Raw genomic sequence first — 15,715 nt, forward strand, 5'->3', positions numbered from 1 at the left:
AGCTGGCGCGGGCGAGGGCAAGCGCGCCGTTGCGTGCGTTTTTAACTCCCGCCCCGGGAGCGTTCGCCCACCATCGCTTCCGGCCGCACGACGCGGTCGAACGTCGCGGCCTCGACCCCCTCTTCCAACGCCACTTCGCGCAGCGTGCGGCGTTCGTGGTGCGCGCGCTTGGCGATGGCCGAGGCGCGGTCGTAGCCGATCTCCGGCGCCAATGCGGTGACCAGCATCAGCGATCGTTCGAGGAGCTCGGCGATGCGCGCCTCGTCCGCCTGCATGCCGCGCACGCAGCGCTCGGCGAAGCCCGCCATGCCGACGCTGAGCAAGTGGATCGAGCGCAGCACGGCCGCGCCGATCAACGGTTTGAACACGTTGAGCTCGAGGTGGCCCTGCATCGCCCCGGCGGTCACCGCCGCCTGATTGCCAAGCACCTGCGCGGCGACCATCGTCAGCATTTCTGCCTGCGTCGGGTTGACCTTGCCGGGCATGATCGAGCTGCCGGGCTCGTTTTCGGGCAGCATCAGTTCGGCCAGCCCCGCGCGCGGGCCGGAGCCAAGCAGGCGGATGTCGTTGCCGACCTTGGTCAGTGCCACCGCCAGCGTCGCCAGCGCGCCATGGAAGAAGTGCAAACCGTCGTGTGTCGCGAGCGCCTCGAACGGGTTGCGCGCAGACTCGAACGCGATGCCGGTGAGCGTCGACAACTCCGCCGCCATCGCCTCCGCGAACCCTTCGGGCGCGTTGAGGCCGGTGCCGACCGCGGTGCCGCCCTGCGCCAGCTTCTGGACATTGTGGGTGCACGCGCCCTCGATCCGCGCGCGGCAGGCGATCAGTTGCGCGACCCAGCCCGACGCCTCCTGCCCGAGCGTCAGCGGGGTCGCATCCTGGAGGTGCGTGCGCCCGATCTTGACGATCGCGTCCCAGCCGCGCGCCTTTTCCTCGAGCGCTTCGGTCAGCGTCGCCAGCGCGGGGAGCAGGTCGTCGCGCGTCGCCCGCGCCACCGCGACGTGCATCGCGGTGGGGAAGCAGTCGTTGGACGACTGGCCGCGGTTGACGTGGTCGTTGGGGTGCACCGGGGAGGTACCACCGCGCTTGCCCGTCAGCCCTTCGTTGGCGAGGCCGGCGACAACCTCGTTCACGTTCATGTTGCTCTGTGTGCCGCTGCCCGTCTGCCAGATGGAGAGCGGGAACTGGTCGTCATGCGCGCCTGCCGCGACGCTCGCCGCCGCGGCCTCGATCGCCTGTGCGAGGCCGGGGTCGAGGCCATGTCCCGCGTTGACCCGCGCTGCCGCCTGCTTGATCAGCGCGAGCGCGTGGACGATGCCGAGCGGCATCGTTTCGCGCGGGCCGAAGGGGAAGTTTTCGATGCTGCGCTGCGTCTGCGCGCCCCAAGAGGCTTCGGCGGGGACTTCGATGTCGCCGAAAGTGTCGCGCTCGGTGCGGGTCGCGGTCATCGCGCTTCGGTCCGGGCGAGCAGTGCGACGAGATCGTCCTTCCAGAACTGCGCCCAGGTATGCGTGCCATGGCCGCGGGTCTGGTCGCTGACCGGAATCAGGCGGTAGCGCACGTCCGCCATGCGCGCCGCCAGCGCGGGCGGGTCATAATAGCCGGGCGGGTTTATGACGTCGTCGGCGCTGTTGATCCACGTCATCGCCACCGGCATCCGCGCCGGATCGGGGGCATAGTCGCGGCTCGCCTCGGTCGCGGCGATGAGGTCGCGGGGGTCGAGCCCCGGCGCCGCCACCCGCGCGCGCGCCATCGCCGCCGCGCTGTCGCCGGTCGGATAAAGCCGGGCCCAGGTCGCGGGCGCCGCGCCCATCGTCATCAGGATGGCGTTGGCCCCCCGCATCCCGATCGGGGCGTTGCCGCTGCTCCAGCCCGGATCGGCCTTGATCGTCTCCACCAGCGCGGTGCGCCAGGCACGGTTATGGCCGACGATCGGCGCCGGGATACAGGCCATCGGCATCGCCGCCTGCATCCGGTCGGGCCAGCGGTTGGCCCAGACGAAGATGTGCATGCAACCCATCGAGGTGCCGAGGAACAGCCGCGCCCGCTCGACCCCCATCGCGCTCAATAGCCGCGCCTGCGCCAGCGTCATGTCGGCATAGGTGTAGCTCGGAAAGTCCGCGTCCGCCGACGGCCGCGAGCTCTCCCCGTGGCCGAGGTTGTCGACCATGACGATATGATAGCGGCTGGTGTCGAGCGGCTGGCCGGCGCCGAACAAGTGATCGGCAAACTGCGGCACGAGGAACTGCCCCGCGCTGCCGCCGGTGCCGTGCAGCAGCACCACCGCGTTGACGATGCGCCCGCGCGCGTCGCGCCGCGGGGTGCCGAGCGTCAGCGCGCTCATCCGCACATCGCGTGAGCGCCCGTCGTGGAAGCGGAACGCCGGCAGCGTGATCGTCTGCCGCACCGCCTGCGCGCGGTAGGGGGAGACGGCGGCGGCAGGTGCGCTCGCCTGCGGTGCGCTTTGCGCGATCGCCGGCGCGGTCGTGACGAGCAGCGCGGCGGCGATCAAGGCTCTCATTTGCGGCGACCGAAATCCACGGTGACGACATTGGAGCCGTCCTCGATCGGCTCGGCGAGCGGGGCATCGTTTTCCGCCGGCTCATGGGCGGCGGGTTCGCCCGTATCCTCGACCTGGAACTGGAGCCCGAACTCGACCGAAGGATCGACGAAAGCGGTGATCGCCGCGAACGGCACCGTCAGCATGCTCGCCACCTGGTTGAAGCTGAGCCCCACCGACAGCCGATCATCCTCGACCTGCAAATCCCAGAAGCGATTTTCGAGGACGATGGTCATCTCCTCTGGGTGACGTTCGAGCAGGTGCGGCGGGATGACGACGCCCGGCGCGCGCGTTTTGAACGTGATGTAGAAATGGTGCCCGCCCGGCAGATGTCCGCCGCTTTCCGCGATCGGTCGAAGCACGCGGCCGACCACCGCCCGCAGCGCCTCCTGCACGATTTCGTCGTAGGGGATCAGGCTGTCGGGGGCGGAAGCGTCGCTGGTCATGGCCGCGACCGTGGCGGGGCGGGCGCAGAGGGTCAAGGCTTGTGGAGGCCCTTCCCCCTCCCCCTCGCGACGTTTATCGCGGCGCGAATGGCGGCCGCCCCGACCCCGATGATGGCGCAGTATCAGGCGCTGAAGGCCGAAGCCGGCGATGATTGCCTGCTGTTCTACCGCATGGGCGATTTCTTCGAGCTGTTTTTCGAGGATGCCAAGGCGGCGGCGCGTGACCTCGACATCGCGCTGACGGCGCGCGGGGCGCATGGCGGCGAGCCGGTGCCGATGTGCGGGGTGCCGGTCCATGCCGCCGAAAGCTACGTCGCGCGGCTGATCCGCGCCGGGCATCGCGTCGCCATCGCCGAGCAGGTCGAGACGCCCGAGCAGGCCAGGCAGCGCGGTGGATCCAAGGCGCTCGTGGCGCGCGGCATCGTCCGCACCGTCACCGCCGGCACGGTGACCGAGGACAGCCTGCTCGATTCCCGGCGTGCCAACTGGCTGGTTGCGCTGGCGGAGGTCGCCGGCACGCGCGGCTGGGCTGCGGCGGATGTGTCGAGCGGTACGTTCGAAACTGGCGCAGTGGGCGACGACCTGGCGCTGTCGGCGGAGCTCGCGCGACTGGCGCCGGTCGAGGTGCTGGCGGCGGAAGGTTCGCCCTTCACGGCCATGCTCGACCCCAGCGTCCTGCACGAACGCCCGCGGCGCGACTTTGACAGCTCGAGCGGCGAAGCGCGGCTGAAGGCGCTGTGGGGGGTCGCCGCGCTCGACGCGTTTGGCGACTTCTCCCGCGCGGAATTGAGCGCGGCGGGGGCTCTGGTGGCCTGGCTGGAGCGCGCGGGCGCGGGGACGCTACCGTTCCTCAGCCCGCCCAGGCGCCACGACGACGGCGCGCTGCTGGCGCTCGACGCGGCGACCCGCGACAGCCTCGAGATTACGCGCACGCAAGGCGGCGCGCGCGAGGGGAGCCTGCTCGCCGCGGTCGATCGCACCGTCACCGGCGCGGGCGCGCGGTTGCTGGCGGCGGACCTGTCGGCGCCGCTGGCGCAAGGCGCGGCGATCCGCGCAAGGCTCGACCTCGTCGCCTGGGCGCATCGAGATCATCTCGGCACCGAAGCCCTCCGTGAGCGGCTGCGGACCCTCCCGGACCTCGCCCGCGCATCGGCGCGGATCGTCGCCGGGCGCGGCACGCCGCGCGACCTCGGCCAGATTCGCGATGGGCTGACCGGCGCGGGGCGGCTGCGCGACGAGCTGCTGCAGCGCGAGGGTCGCCCGGCGCTGCTCGACGCGCTGCTGCCCGCGCTCGACGGCCACGGCGCGCTGGCGGACGAACTCACCCGCGCGCTGGTCGAGGCGCCACCGACCGAAGCGGCGAGCGGCGGCTATATCGCCGCGGGCTACGACGCCGCGTTGGACGCGCTGCGCGACACCGCGGCGGGTGGGCGGCGCGAGATTGCGGGGCTGGAGGCGCGCTATCGCGAGGCGACCGGCATCGCCGCGCTTAAGGTGCGGCACAATGCCGTGCTCGGCTATCATGTCGAGGTGAGCGCGACCAAGGCGGACGCGCTGATGCGCGCCGATTCGGGGTTCACGCACCGGCAAACTCTCGCGGGGGCGGTGCGCTTCAACACGCCTGAGCTGGCCGAACTGGCGAGCCGGGTGGTGGCGGCAGGCAGCCATGCGCTCGCTGCCGAAGCCGCGCATTTCGAAACGTTGGCGGAGGCGGTGAAGGCCCACGCCGCCGCCATCGCCAAAGCCGCCGACTCCATCGCAAGGCTCGACGTCGCGGCGAGCCATGCGGTGCGCGCGCACGAAGGCGGCTGGTGTGCGCCCGAGCTCGCCGACACCCCCTGCCTCGAGGTCGACGGCGGGCGGCATCCGGTGGTCGAGGCGGCGCTGGCAGCGCGGGGCGAACGATTCGTGCCCAACGACTGCGCGCTCGGACCGAGCGATCGGCTGTGGCTGATCACCGGGCCGAATATGGGCGGCAAATCGACCTTTCTGCGCCAGACCGCGCTGATCGTGCTGCTGGCGCAGGCGGGGAGCTTCGTGCCCGCGAGCCGCGCGAAGATCGGCCTCGTCGACCGGCTGTTCAGCCGCGTCGGGGCGAGCGACAATCTCGCGCGCGGTCGCTCCACCTTCATGGTCGAGATGGTCGAGACCGCCGCGATCCTGACGCAGGCGACCGAGCGCAGCCTGGTGGTGCTCGACGAGATCGGGCGCGGCACCTCCACCTACGACGGCCTCGCGCTCGCCTGGGCGGTGGTCGAGGCGGTGCACGAGGCGAACCGCTGCCGCTGTCTGTTCGCCACGCATTATCACGAGCTGACGCGGCTCGCCGAAAAACTGGATGCGCTGTCGCTGCACCATGTCCGCGCGCGCGAATGGAAGGGCGAGCTGGTGCTGCTGCACGAGCTGGGCGAAGGCCCCGCCGACCGCAGCTATGGTCTTGCGGTGGCGCGGCTCGCCGGGGTGCCCCCGCCGGTGCTTGCGCGGGCGAAGGAGGTTCTGAAACGGCTTGAGGCGGGGCGGCAGGCGACCGGCGGGCTCGCCGCGGGACTCGATGATCTGCCGCTGTTCGCCGCGCTTGCGGTGCCGGAGGAGGCGCCATGCGACGCGCTGCGAGACGCACTCGCGGGAATTGATGCCGACGCGCTGTCGCCCCGCGAGGCGCTGGAGGCGCTGTATCGGTTGAAGGCGCTGCTGCCCGAGGACGACGGGCGATGATGGCGCTGCGCTGGATCGGCGCGCTGCTGCTGGCGCTCGCCGTCGCGCTGTTTCTGCTCACCGATGCGGCGCCGGCCGTGCGCGATGCCGGGCCGCCGACGGCGGAGACGCTGGCGATCGCGCGACCGATCGCGTCGCAGGTGCCTGCCCCTGGGGTCGGCGGGGCGGATGTCGCGATGCGGCTCAGCGCGGCGGAGCTGGCGGCGCTGGCTCAGCTTGGCAGCGCTGCGCTCGCTCCGGCGCGGCTGGGTGCGACGACCGCTGCGGGCGCGCTCACGCTTTACGCCAGCCGCCCGGCGCCGCTCGGGCGGTGGTGGAATGTCGAGGTGCGCGTCGGCGCCGATCCGCTGCACCCGTCGCTGCGCATCGGCAGCGTGCCGGTGCCCGCCGCGCTCGCCAACCCGCTGCTGCGGCTGGGCTGGCGCGGGGTGCGTGCGCGCGATCCGGCGCTGCCGCCCCTCGACCGGCTGGTGCGCGACCTCCGGACAACCCCGCAGGGGGTGAGCGCGCGGGTCGACACCAACGCCGCGCGGCGATTGTTCGACCTGGTCAGTTCCGCGCGCGGCGGGGGTGGCATTCGCGCCGACGTCGCGTCCGCCGCCTATTGCCGGGTCGCGCGCGCAGGCGGGCGCGGTGGCGTCGTGCCGCTTGCCCCGCTCGTCGCCGCCGCGCTGGAGGGCGTGCGCGATCCCGCCGACGCGCGCGCCGCGCTCAATGCGCTCGCCGCCGCAGTCGCGCCCGAGGTCGCCGATCGGCTCGCCCCCGAACTCGGCCCGGCGCGCCAACGCTGCCCGATGCGCGCCACCGCAGCGCTGGGGAGGCGCGGCGACCTCCCTAAACATTGGGCGGTGTCGGCGGCGCTGACCGCGCGGTTCGGCGCGCAGGCGAGCGAGGCGCTGGGGACGTGGAAGGAGCTCGCCGACAGCGAAACTGGCGGGTCGGGGTTCAGCTTCGTCGACCTCGCCGCCGACCGATCGGGCTTTCGCTGGGGCGCGGCGCTCACCGACCCGGCGCGCTCTGCCGCCGCCCGCGCGGCGCTGGCGCGCGGTGATGAGGGCCGGTTGCTGCCACCGGCGCTGCTTGAGGCGCCCGAAGGCGTCAGCCGCGAAGCGTTCGAGGCGCGCTGGCGCGACACCGGCAGCGCCAGCTACGCCGCCGCGCTCCGGCGCATCGACGCCGCGCTCGACCCGCTGATCCCACGCTGATGCCCGCGCGCTACGCCAGCCTCGGCGACCGCCGCGCGATCATCGATCGCCGCGCGGTGGCGGCGCGGATCGACGCGACGCTTAGCGATGCGCCTGCGGGCGAGCAGCGCGCGGCGCTGACCGCCATCCTGCGCGCCGCGCTGGCCGACGGGCGCGCGGAGATCGCGCGGCGGCTCGATGCGGCGCCGACCAGCGGGCGCGCGGTGTGTTGGGCGCAGAGCTTCCTCATCGACCAGATCATCCTGCTGATCCACGACGCGACGGTCGAGCACCTTTACCCCGCCCCCAACCGCAGCGCGGGCGAGCGGCTGACGCTGATGGCGCTCGGCGGTTACGGCCGGGCGGAGATGGCGCCGTACAGCGACGTCGACATCCAGTTCCTGACGCCGCTCAAGCGCACCGGCTGGACCGAGCAGGTCATCGAATCGATCCTCTACAGTCTGTGGGATCTGAAGCTGAAGGTCGGTCACGCCAGCCGCACGCTCGATGAGATGATGCGCGTGGCCGCCGCCGACCTGACGGTACGCACCGCGCTCCTCGAAGCGCGCTACATCTGGGGCGACCAACCGCTCTATGCCGAGGCGCAAGCACGCTTCGCGGGGGAGGTGATGGCGGGCACCGCACACGACTTCATCGCCGCCAAGCTCGACGAGCGCGACGCGCGCCACCGCCGGTTGGGCGACACGCGCTACCTCGTCGAACCCAATGTGAAGGAGGGTAAGGGCGGGCTTCGCGATCTCCACGCGCTGATCTGGATCGGCAAATATCTGCACCGCGTGGCGACTGCGCCCGAGCTGGTCGAGGCGGGGCTGCTCACCCGCGCCGAGCTGCGCCAGTTCGCGCGGGCGGAGGATTTTCTACTGGCGGTGCGCTGTCACCTTCACCTGATCAGCGGGCGCACGGAGGATCGGCTGACCTTCGACGTGCAGCGCGAGGTCGCGGCGCGGATGCGCTTTGCCGACCGGCCGGGCAAATCCGCGGTCGAACGCTTCATGCGCCTCTATTTCCTGCACGCCAAGTCGGTCGGCGACATTACCGGGCTGTTCCTTGCCCACCTCGACGAACAGCGCGGGGAGGCGGGGCGGCGGTTCATCGCCACCAACGATGGGGCGGAGGGCGCGCTCGACGGCTTCGTGCTCGACCGCGGGCGCATCGCGCTGCCTGCTGACGACTGGTTCGCGCGCGCGCCGATCCGCCTGATCGAACTGTTCGCACTGGCCGACCGCGAGGGACGCGAGATTCACCCTAACGCCATGCGCGCGGCGCGGCGCGATGCGCATCTCATCGACGCCGCCCTGCGCGAGGACCCGAGGGCGAACGCGCTGTTCCTCGGCGTGCTGACCTCCCCGCGTGACCCTGAAACGGTGCTGCGCTGGATGAACGAGGCCAATGTGTTTGGCCGCTTCGTGCCCGATTTCGGCCGCGTCGTCGCGCAGATGCAGTTCGACATGTATCATCACTACACCGTCGATGAACACAGCATCCGCGCCATCGGGCTGCTGGCCAAGATCGAGCGCGGCGAACTCAAGGAGGATCATCCGCTGACGTCGGTGATGATCCACCAGATCGGTTCGCGCCGCGCGCTGTATGTGGCGGTGCTGCTGCACGACATCGCCAAGGGGCGCGGCGGCGATCATTCGGTTCTGGGCGCCGAGGTGGCGGAGCGGATGGGGCCGCGCTTTGGCCTCTCCGCGGCGGAGACCGAGACCGTCGCCTGGCTGGTGCGTCACCATTTATTGATGAGCGCGACCGCGTTCAAACGCGACCTCGCCGATCCCAAGACCATCGCCGATTTTGCAAGCCAGGTGCAGTCGATGGAGCGGCTGAAGCTCCTGCTCCTGCTGACCGTCGTCGATATTCGCGCGGTCGGGCCGGGGACGTGGAACGGCTGGAAACGCCAGTTATTGACCGAACTCTACGACGCGGCGGAGGAGCTGCTGCGGCTCGGCCACAAACAGCGCGGACGCGAGCAGCGCATCGCCGAAAAGCGCGCCGCGGTCGCCGCAGAACTGGCGATGCCCAACGTGGACTTCGATGCGCTGGCAGAGCGGCTGCCCGACAGTTTCTGGATCGCCGAACCGGTCGGGGCGGCTGCGGGCAACATCGCCATGCTGCGGGAGAGACTTGAGGCGGGCGAGACGATCGCCATCACCACCCGCTTCGACGATGCGCGCGCGGCGACTCTGGTGAGCGTGCTCGCGCCCGACACGGCAGGGCTGTTCTACCGCCTCGCCGGCGCGGTCCACCTCGCCGGGGGCAACATCATCGACGCGCGTATTCACACCACGCGCGATGGCTGGGCGCTCGACAATTTCCTCGTGCAGGACCCGCTCGGCCGCCCGTTCGCCGAGGAAGCGCAAATGACGCGAATGCGGCGGGCCATCGCTGCGACGATGGCGGACCGCCACGCGATGCGCGCGTCGCTGGCCAACAAGGCGCACCCGCTGACCCGCGCCGATGCCTTCCGCATTCCGTCATCGGCGGTGGTCGACAACCGCGCGTCCAATCGCTTCACGGTGATCGAGGTGAGCGCGCATGATCGCCCTGCGCTGCTCCACGACCTCGCCTATGCGCTGTTTTCCGCCGGGGTCACGCTCCACAGCGCGCATGTGTCGACCTATGGCGAGCGGGCGGTCGACACATTTTACGTCACCGACCTCACCGGTGCGAAAATCATCGGGGACGCCCGCGTCGCCGGGCTGGTCGATGCATTGGAAACCGCCGCGAGCGGGTGACCGCTCGGTCAGCCGGTCACGCCAAGCCGGCGCGGCGGAATATTGGGCGGGTCTTCGCCACGCCGCAGCGCCGCATCCTCGATCAGGTCGAGTGCGCGGCGCACCTCGGCATAGCGGCGCGCTTCGGCGAGCCATTGCTGCACCCGCGCATCGCCCGCGCCCGGCAGCGCGTTGACCGATGCGATGGCGGCATCGAGATCGCCGTCGGCGAGCTTCTCTCGCGCGTCCGCATAGCGCGCGGTGGGCAGGGTGGACGGGCTGTCGGCGGGACGCAGCACGATGAGGTTACTGGTGAAGTCACTGATGCGCTGCGACAGGGACCGCGCCGGCGGCTGCAACGTCACCGCCTCCAGCGCTTCGAGCCGACGAGCGAGCGCGCTGATCGTATCGCCCCCGCCGCTGGCGCTCACAATCGAAGCCACCGCGTTGGGCTGGCTGTCGGCGAACTGCAGGCGCAGCTGCGGGACCAGCGATCCCAGCGGCAGCCCGCGGTCGATGGCGCGACGCGCGGCGAGCGCGATGACCAGCGCCTCCGCGCGGTCGGCGTTGGTCTGCCGCAGGCTCATCGCCGTATCGAGGCGGGCGATGCGGTCGTCGATGACCGCCAGCCTCGCTGCGAGCACGGGGTCGTCGATCCGGCCGGCGGTCGCGACCTTGGCGCTGGGTTCCACGCCCACCGGCGGCGCGGGTGCGGCCAGTTTCGGCGGGGTCGGGGCCGGTGCTGCGCTCACCGCTTCGGGCGCATTGGCGAAGGGCCAGCGCGACTGGCTGCGGTCCGCCACCCACGCGCCGATGATCGCGCCGACGAGCAGGGTCAGCAGCAGCATAAGCAGGACCGCCGGGGTCCAGCGGCGACGGGGCGAATGATAGGGCGAGGCGGGATCGATCATCGACGCGCTTCCTGCCACAGCTGCGCCACCCCCGCCACCATCGCCGCATCATGCGGCCGCGGCGCGACCACGATGCGGTGCCAGCCGCGCCCGGCGGCGCGCGCCGCGGCGTCGCTGATCGCCATCAGCGTTGTGCCGCCGCGATCGAATTTTAGCTGCGACAGGCGCGTGGCGGCGCGCGGCGAATGAGCCATGGCGATGTCCGCACCGGCAAGCCGGGCCTCTGGCACATCGATCGCATCGCTCGCATAGACGATCAGGTCGTGCAGCCCTGGCCGCTGCAACGGTCGTGCATCCTCGCCCCGCAACCACAGCATCCGCCCCGGCACGTCGCCGCTGGCGAGCAATGTCGCGCCGTCGCTGTCGCCGGTTCGCGCGACGGTAAAGCCTGCCGCGCGCGCGGCGTCGGAGGTGGCTTCGCCCACGCACCAGGCGGGCAGCGCGGTGAGTGTCGTCAGATCTTTCCCGCCATGACGGAGGGCATTGGCGCTGGTCAGCAGGACCGCGTCGAAGTCATCGGCAGGCGGAGCGGTCCACGGACGCGGTCGCACTTCGAACAGCGCCACCACGCGTGGCGTCAGTCCGACCGCGCGCAGCCGCGCTGCGGTCGCATCGGCGCCGGGCTGCGGGCGCACAACCAGCACCTCGGCGCTCATCCTGCGAACAGTCTGGCGACGCTGGCGGGGGCGCGGGCGAGCAGGCTGGCCGCCAACGCTTCGCCATCCTCGTCGGCGCCGATGTCGCACGCGCCCTCGACCATCGCGCTGCCGTCGGTGGCGAACAGCTGCGCGCGCAGGCGGAGCTTGCCGCCCTCGCGCCGTGCATGCGCCGCCACCGGCGAGCGGCAGTCGCCGCCGAGCCCGAGCAGCAGCGCACGTTCGGCGCGCACCGCGGCGTGGCTCGGCTTATGGTCGACCTTGGTAATGGCGGCGCGGGCGTCGTCATGTTCGGCGTGCACCTCGATCGCGATGGCCCCCTGCGACGCGGCGGGGAGCCAGTCGTCGATCGCCAGCGGCACCGCGCGGTCCGCCATGCCGAGCCGCGTCAGCCCGGCCATCGCCAGCAGGGTGGCATCGACCTCGCCGCGCGACAGCTTCGCGAGCCGCGTGCCGAGGTTGCCCCGGAACAGTTCGATGTGAAGGTCGGGCCGGCGGGCCTTCAACTGCGCCGCGCGTCGCGGCGAAGCAGTGCCGACCCGCGCGCCCTCCGCCAGCGCGTCGATGCTGTCGGCGCCGAGCAAACCGTCGCGCGCGTCGGCGCGGGGGAGGATCGCAGCGATCTCGAACATCGTCGGGCGGATGGTTTCGACGTCCTTCAGACTGTGCACCGATGCGTGGGTCACTTCATCGCAAAGCGCCGCGTCGAGCTCGCGCGTCCACAGCGCCTTGCCGCCGATTTCGGCCAGCGCGCGGTCCTGCACGCGGTCGCCGCTCGCGACCATCGGCACCAGCTCGACCGCGCTCTCGTCCCAGCCATGCGCGTCGATCAGCGCAGCCTTGGCGAGCTCGGCCTGTGCCACCGCCAGTGGCGAGGCGCGCGTGCCGAGGCGAAAGGGGCGGTCGGGGGTCGGGGTCATCAGGGGGCTGCGCCTAGCGCGAAGCTTGCCGCACCGCAAAGCACGGCTAAGAGTCGCGCCCGTGGAGAGCGCCGCCCCAATCATCCTCGGCATCGAATCGAGCTGCGACGAAACCGCGGCGGCGCTGGTCACCGGCGATCGCCGCCTGCTGGCCCACGCGCTCGCCAGCCAGGTCGCCGAACATGCGCCATTTGGCGGCGTCATCCCCGAAATTGCCGCGCGCGCACATGTCGAGAAGGCGATGCCGCTGGTCGAACAGGCGCTCGGTGAAGCGGGGCTAGCGCTAGCCGACGTCGACGCCATCGCCGCAACCGCGGGGCCGGGGCTGATCGGCGGGGTGATGGTCGGGCTCGTCACCGCCAAGGCGCTGGCGCATGCGGCGGGCAAGCCGCTGGTGGCGGTCAACCACCTCGAAGGCCACGCGCTGTCGCCGCGGCTCACGGACGCTAGCCTCGAATTTCCCTACCTGCTGCTGCTGGTGTCGGGCGGGCATTGCCAGCTGCTGCGGCTGGAGGGGGTCGGGCGCTACCGTCGTCTCGCGACGACCATCGACGACGCGGTGGGGGAGGCGTTCGACAAATCGGCCAAGCTGCTCGGGCTCGGCTACCCCGGTGGCCCAGCGCTCGAGGGGCTGGCGCGCGAGGGCGACGCGCGCGCGGTGCCGCTGCCGCGACCGATGAAGGGCTCGAGCGAGCCCCATTTCAGCTTCGCCGGCCTTAAAAGCGCGGTGGCGCGGGCGGTCGCATCGGGCGAGCATGCGCGTGCGGACATCGCCGCGAGCTTCCAGGCGGCGGCGGTCGATTGCCTGATCGACCGCACGCGCCGCGCGCTCGACACCGGCGGCGTGGTGAGCGCGCTGGTCGTCGCCGGCGGAGTTGCCGCCAACGGCGCGGTGCGAACGGCCTTGGAAAGCCTCGCGGCGGAGCGAGGCTTGCGCTGCGTCGCGCCGCCGCTGTGGCTGTGCACCGACAATGCAGCGATGATCGGCTGGGCGGGGGCGGAGCGGTTCATGGCTGGGCTCACCGACGGCCTCGACGTGCCCGCGCGCGCGCGTTGGCCGCTCGACCCGCAAGCCGAAATCGTGCGCGGCGCAGGGGTGAAGGCATGATCGGCGTCCTCGGCGCAGGGGCGTGGGGGACCGCGCTCGCGCAGATGCTGGCGAGCGATGGCAGCGCAGTGACGCTGTGGGCGCGCGAGGCCGAGGTGGTGGAGAGCGTCAATGCGACCCACGAGAACCGTGCCTTCCTGCCCGGCATTGCGCTCTCGCCCCAGATCCGCGCGACTAGCGATCTCGCTGAACTCGGCGAGGCAACGCTGCTGCTCGGCGTCGTGCCCGCGCAGCATATGGCGCGCGTCGTCGCCGACCTTCCCAACCGCGCCATGCCGATCCTCTTGTGCAGCAAGGGGATGGAGCAGGGTTCGGCGCGGCTGATGACCGACGTGCTCGCCGACGCGGGCTGGAGCGGCACGATCGCAGTGCTGTCGGGACCGACCTTTGCGCATGAAGTGGCGAACGGCCTCCCCGGCGCGGCGACGCTCGCCGCACCGACGCTGGCGGAGGCGGAGCAGCTGGCGCAGCGCGTCGCGCGCGCGACCTTCCGTCCGTACGCCTCCGACGATCCGATCGGGGCGGAGATTGGCGGGGTGGTCAAGAACGTCCTCGCCATCGCCTGCGGCATCGTCGACGGCGCGCAATTGGGGCAAAATGCGCGCGCGGCGCTGATCGCGCGCGGCTTTGCCGAGATGACGCGCTACGGCCTCGCCCGCGGGGGGCGGATCGAAACGCTGTCGGGGCTCGCGGGCCTCGGCGACCTCGTGCTCACCTGTTCGTCGACCGCGTCGCGCAACTTCAGCTTCGGCCGCGCGCTCGCGGAAGGGGTCAGCCCAGCGGGACTGCTCGCCGATCGCCGCACCGTGGCGGAGGGGGCGTTGAGCGCCGGCGTGCTCGCCGACGATGCGCGCGGCCGCAGCGTCGCCATGCCGATCGTCGAGGCGGTGGCGGCGATCCTCGACGGGCGCGCGGGGGTGGACGAGGCCATCGCCGCGCTGCTGTCGCGCCCGCTCGCCTCCGAAGGCTGGGCGCGGCGTTGAACGACCCGGCGCCGACTTCCGCACAGCGCCGCGACAGCGAAACCGCGGCGCTGGCGAAGGGCGGGCGCACCAACTTCCTCGGCTTCCTCATGCGGCTCGTCGCGCGGCTGCCGTTCCTGTGGTTCGCCGGGCGCTGGTATGGCGAGGACGCGCTGGGGCGCTTTGCCTACGCGGTGCTGGTGGTCGAATTTGCCGCGCAGATCGCCACCGTCGGCCTGAAACGCGGCCTCGCGCAGCTGCTGTCAAGCGAGACGCGAGAGGGGGCGCACCCGGCGCTGGTGTGGGACGCGCTGATCCTTGCCTGCGCGGTCAGCCTGCCGCTCATCCTGCTGCTGGTGCTGCTGCCGGGGCTGATGTTCCCGTCGAGTGCAGTCGACCGGCTCGACCGGCTGCTGCCGCTGGTGATCCTGCCGATCGCGCTGACCGACATCGCTTTGGCGGCGCTCGCCTATCGCTACGACGTGCGTTCGACGGTGCGCGCGCGGGCGGTGGTTGAGCCGTGGACGATCAGCATCGCCGCGCCGCTGCTGTGGTATGTGACACCGCGCGACGGGCTGCTTGTCTCCTACGTCCTGGCGATGGTCGCGGCGTGGCTGGTGGCGATGATCGCGCTCATTCGCAGCTACGGTCGCCCGCGTGGGTGGTCGCCGCGGGGCGCGCGGCTGTGGCAGCTTGCGAAGGACAACCTCCCCCTCGCCGCGGCGGACGCGGTCGAGTGGGGCTCGCGCCGCATCGACCTCGCCATCCTCGGGCTGTTCGCGGCGCCGTCGGTGGTCGGCATTTACTATGTCGCGCAGCAGGTCGCGTCATTGCCGCAGAAGCTGAAGACGAGTTTCGAGCCGATCCTCGGTCCGGTCATCTCGCGCGGGGTGGCGGAGGGGCGGCTCAGCGACGTCGCGGCGCAGGTGGCGCAGGTCGGATTCTGGGTTCTGTCGGCGCAGACCGCGGTGGCGCTCGCGCTCGGCTTGCCGGCGGAGGCGGTGATGGGGCTCGCCGGGCCCGCCTATGTCGCGGGGTCGCTGGCGCTGGTGCTGCTGCTGACCGCGGAGGTGGCGGCATCGACCGCGGTCACCAGCGAAGCCGCGCTCATCTACCTCTCGCCGCGGCGGAACCTCGTCGTATCGGTCGGCATGATCGCGGCGCAGGCGGTGTTGAGCGCCGCGCTGTGCTGGCTGGCGGTGCGCAACGGTGCGAACCCGATGTGGCTGACGGTGATCGTTGCCGGCACGCTGTGCGCCGTGTTGCTGGCGGCGAGCATGGTCAAGGCGCGCATGCTCTCCCGACTCACCGGCGCGATGCGCGTGCACGGGGTGCGCCGGGTGCTGCTGTGGGCGACCGCGGGGGCAGTGGTGCTGGGCGCGGGGGCGACGCTGCTCCCCGAATGGGCCGAACTCGCGCTCGGCATCCCGGCGATCCTCGCGCTGTTCGGCTGGATCGTGTGGACGCGCGGGTTCGGGCCCGAGGACCGCGCGCTGTTTAAACGCGCGGGGGGGTAGT

General features: G+C 71.8%; 12 protein-coding genes. 6 read left to right on the forward strand and 6 right to left on the reverse strand.

Annotated elements, in window-relative coordinates; all coding sequences use genetic code 11:
* Nucleotides 1-41 precede the first annotated feature (41 nt).
* Genes ACRYJK_RS10390 through ACRYJK_RS10400 form a run of 3 tightly spaced genes read right to left on the reverse strand, consistent with a single transcriptional unit; the run spans nucleotide 42 to nucleotide 3,006 of the window.
* On the reverse strand, nucleotides 42-1,448 hold the full coding sequence (locus ACRYJK_RS10390; RefSeq protein ID WP_482667518.1) for a class II fumarate hydratase: 1,407 nt from the start codon (nucleotides 1,446-1,448) through the stop codon (nucleotides 42-44).
* Nucleotides 1,445-2,521, reverse strand: coding sequence for an alpha/beta fold hydrolase (locus ACRYJK_RS10395; protein WP_482667519.1), 1,077 nt, complete (start codon nucleotides 2,519-2,521; stop codon nucleotides 1,445-1,447). Before ACRYJK_RS10395 ends, ACRYJK_RS10390 begins: the two co-directional genes overlap by 4 nt.
* Complete coding sequence (locus ACRYJK_RS10400; protein ID WP_482667520.1) at nucleotides 2,518-3,006, reverse strand: SspB family protein; 489 nt, start codon at nucleotides 3,004-3,006, stop codon at nucleotides 2,518-2,520. Before ACRYJK_RS10400 ends, ACRYJK_RS10395 begins: the two co-directional genes overlap by 4 nt.
* An 87-nt stretch (nucleotides 3,007-3,093) precedes the next feature.
* On the opposite strand from ACRYJK_RS10400, the gene mutS reads away from it, so the two are divergent.
* From mutS to ACRYJK_RS10415, 3 genes are read left to right on the forward strand one after another with little or no spacing between them, the layout of a single operon-like run.
* The gene (gene mutS, locus ACRYJK_RS10405) at nucleotides 3,094-5,721 is read left to right on the forward strand and encodes a DNA mismatch repair protein MutS (RefSeq protein ID WP_482667521.1); all 2,628 of its coding nucleotides are present in this window, start codon (nucleotides 3,094-3,096) and stop codon (nucleotides 5,719-5,721) included.
* Entirely contained in the window at nucleotides 5,718-6,926 is a 1,209-nt protein-coding gene (locus ACRYJK_RS10410; RefSeq protein ID WP_482667522.1) for a YfiM family lipoprotein, read from the forward strand. Before mutS ends, ACRYJK_RS10410 begins: the two co-directional genes overlap by 4 nt.
* On the forward strand, nucleotides 6,926-9,661 hold the full coding sequence (locus ACRYJK_RS10415) for a [protein-PII] uridylyltransferase (RefSeq protein ID WP_482667523.1): 2,736 nt from the start codon (nucleotides 6,926-6,928) through the stop codon (nucleotides 9,659-9,661). Before ACRYJK_RS10410 ends, ACRYJK_RS10415 begins: the two co-directional genes overlap by 1 nt.
* A gap of 8 nt (nucleotides 9,662-9,669) precedes the next feature.
* Here ACRYJK_RS10415 and ACRYJK_RS10420 read toward each other — a convergent pair whose 3' ends face one another.
* From ACRYJK_RS10420 to hemC, 3 genes are read right to left on the reverse strand one after another with little or no spacing between them, the layout of a single operon-like run.
* The gene (locus ACRYJK_RS10420) at nucleotides 9,670-10,551 is read right to left on the reverse strand and encodes a mitofilin family membrane protein (protein WP_482667524.1); all 882 of its coding nucleotides are present in this window, start codon (nucleotides 10,549-10,551) and stop codon (nucleotides 9,670-9,672) included.
* Entirely contained in the window at nucleotides 10,548-11,207 is a 660-nt protein-coding gene (locus ACRYJK_RS10425; RefSeq protein WP_482667525.1) for a uroporphyrinogen-III synthase, read from the reverse strand. Before ACRYJK_RS10425 ends, ACRYJK_RS10420 begins: the two co-directional genes overlap by 4 nt.
* Nucleotides 11,204-12,127, reverse strand: coding sequence for a hydroxymethylbilane synthase (gene hemC, locus ACRYJK_RS10430; RefSeq protein ID WP_482667526.1), 924 nt, complete (start codon nucleotides 12,125-12,127; stop codon nucleotides 11,204-11,206). The genes ACRYJK_RS10425 and hemC overlap by 4 nt, the downstream gene beginning before the upstream one ends.
* Nucleotides 12,128-12,188: 61 nt before the next feature.
* Between hemC and tsaD the strand changes: the two genes are divergently transcribed.
* From tsaD to ACRYJK_RS10445, 3 genes are read left to right on the forward strand one after another with little or no spacing between them, the layout of a single operon-like run.
* Entirely contained in the window at nucleotides 12,189-13,235 is a 1,047-nt protein-coding gene (tsaD, locus tag ACRYJK_RS10435; protein ID WP_482667527.1) for a tRNA (adenosine(37)-N6)-threonylcarbamoyltransferase complex transferase subunit TsaD, read from the forward strand.
* Nucleotides 13,232-14,218 carry an NAD(P)H-dependent glycerol-3-phosphate dehydrogenase gene (locus ACRYJK_RS10440; RefSeq protein ID WP_482667528.1) on the forward strand — a complete coding sequence of 329 codons (987 nt, stop codon included), beginning with the start codon at nucleotides 13,232-13,234 and terminating at the stop codon, nucleotides 14,216-14,218. The genes tsaD and ACRYJK_RS10440 overlap by 4 nt, the downstream gene beginning before the upstream one ends.
* The gene (locus tag ACRYJK_RS10445; protein WP_482667529.1) at nucleotides 14,215-15,714 is read left to right on the forward strand and encodes a lipopolysaccharide biosynthesis protein; all 1,500 of its coding nucleotides are present in this window, start codon (nucleotides 14,215-14,217) and stop codon (nucleotides 15,712-15,714) included. The genes ACRYJK_RS10440 and ACRYJK_RS10445 overlap by 4 nt, the downstream gene beginning before the upstream one ends.
* Nucleotide 15,715: the final 1 nt, after the last annotated feature.

This window comes from Sphingomonas sp. BLHR8, from assembly GCF_056821725.1.

Bases quoted from the DNA above. Each gene is read 5' to 3' on its own strand.
- ACRYJK_RS10400 (WP_482667520.1), bottom strand. From the start codon at position 3,006: ATGACCAGCGACGCTTCCGCCCCCGACAGCCTGATCCCCTACGACGAA.
- ACRYJK_RS10420 (WP_482667524.1), bottom strand. From the start codon at position 10,551: ATGATCGATCCCGCCTCGCCCTATCATTCGCCCCGTCGCCGCTGGACC.
- ACRYJK_RS10425 (WP_482667525.1), bottom strand. From the start codon at position 11,207: ATGAGCGCCGAGGTGCTGGTTGTGCGCCCGCAGCCCGGCGCCGATGCG.
- ACRYJK_RS10390 (WP_482667518.1), bottom strand. From the start codon at position 1,448: ATGACCGCGACCCGCACCGAGCGCGACACTTTCGGCGACATCGAAGTC.
- ACRYJK_RS10415 (WP_482667523.1), top strand. From the start codon at position 6,926: ATGCCCGCGCGCTACGCCAGCCTCGGCGACCGCCGCGCGATCATCGAT.
- hemC (WP_482667526.1), bottom strand. From the start codon at position 12,127: ATGACCCCGACCCCCGACCGCCCCTTTCGCCTCGGCACGCGCGCCTCG.
- ACRYJK_RS10440 (WP_482667528.1), top strand. From the start codon at position 13,232: ATGATCGGCGTCCTCGGCGCAGGGGCGTGGGGGACCGCGCTCGCGCAG.
- ACRYJK_RS10410 (WP_482667522.1), top strand. From the start codon at position 5,718: ATGATGGCGCTGCGCTGGATCGGCGCGCTGCTGCTGGCGCTCGCCGTC.
- mutS (WP_482667521.1), top strand. From the start codon at position 3,094: ATGGCGGCCGCCCCGACCCCGATGATGGCGCAGTATCAGGCGCTGAAG.
- ACRYJK_RS10395 (WP_482667519.1), bottom strand. From the start codon at position 2,521: ATGAGAGCCTTGATCGCCGCCGCGCTGCTCGTCACGACCGCGCCGGCG.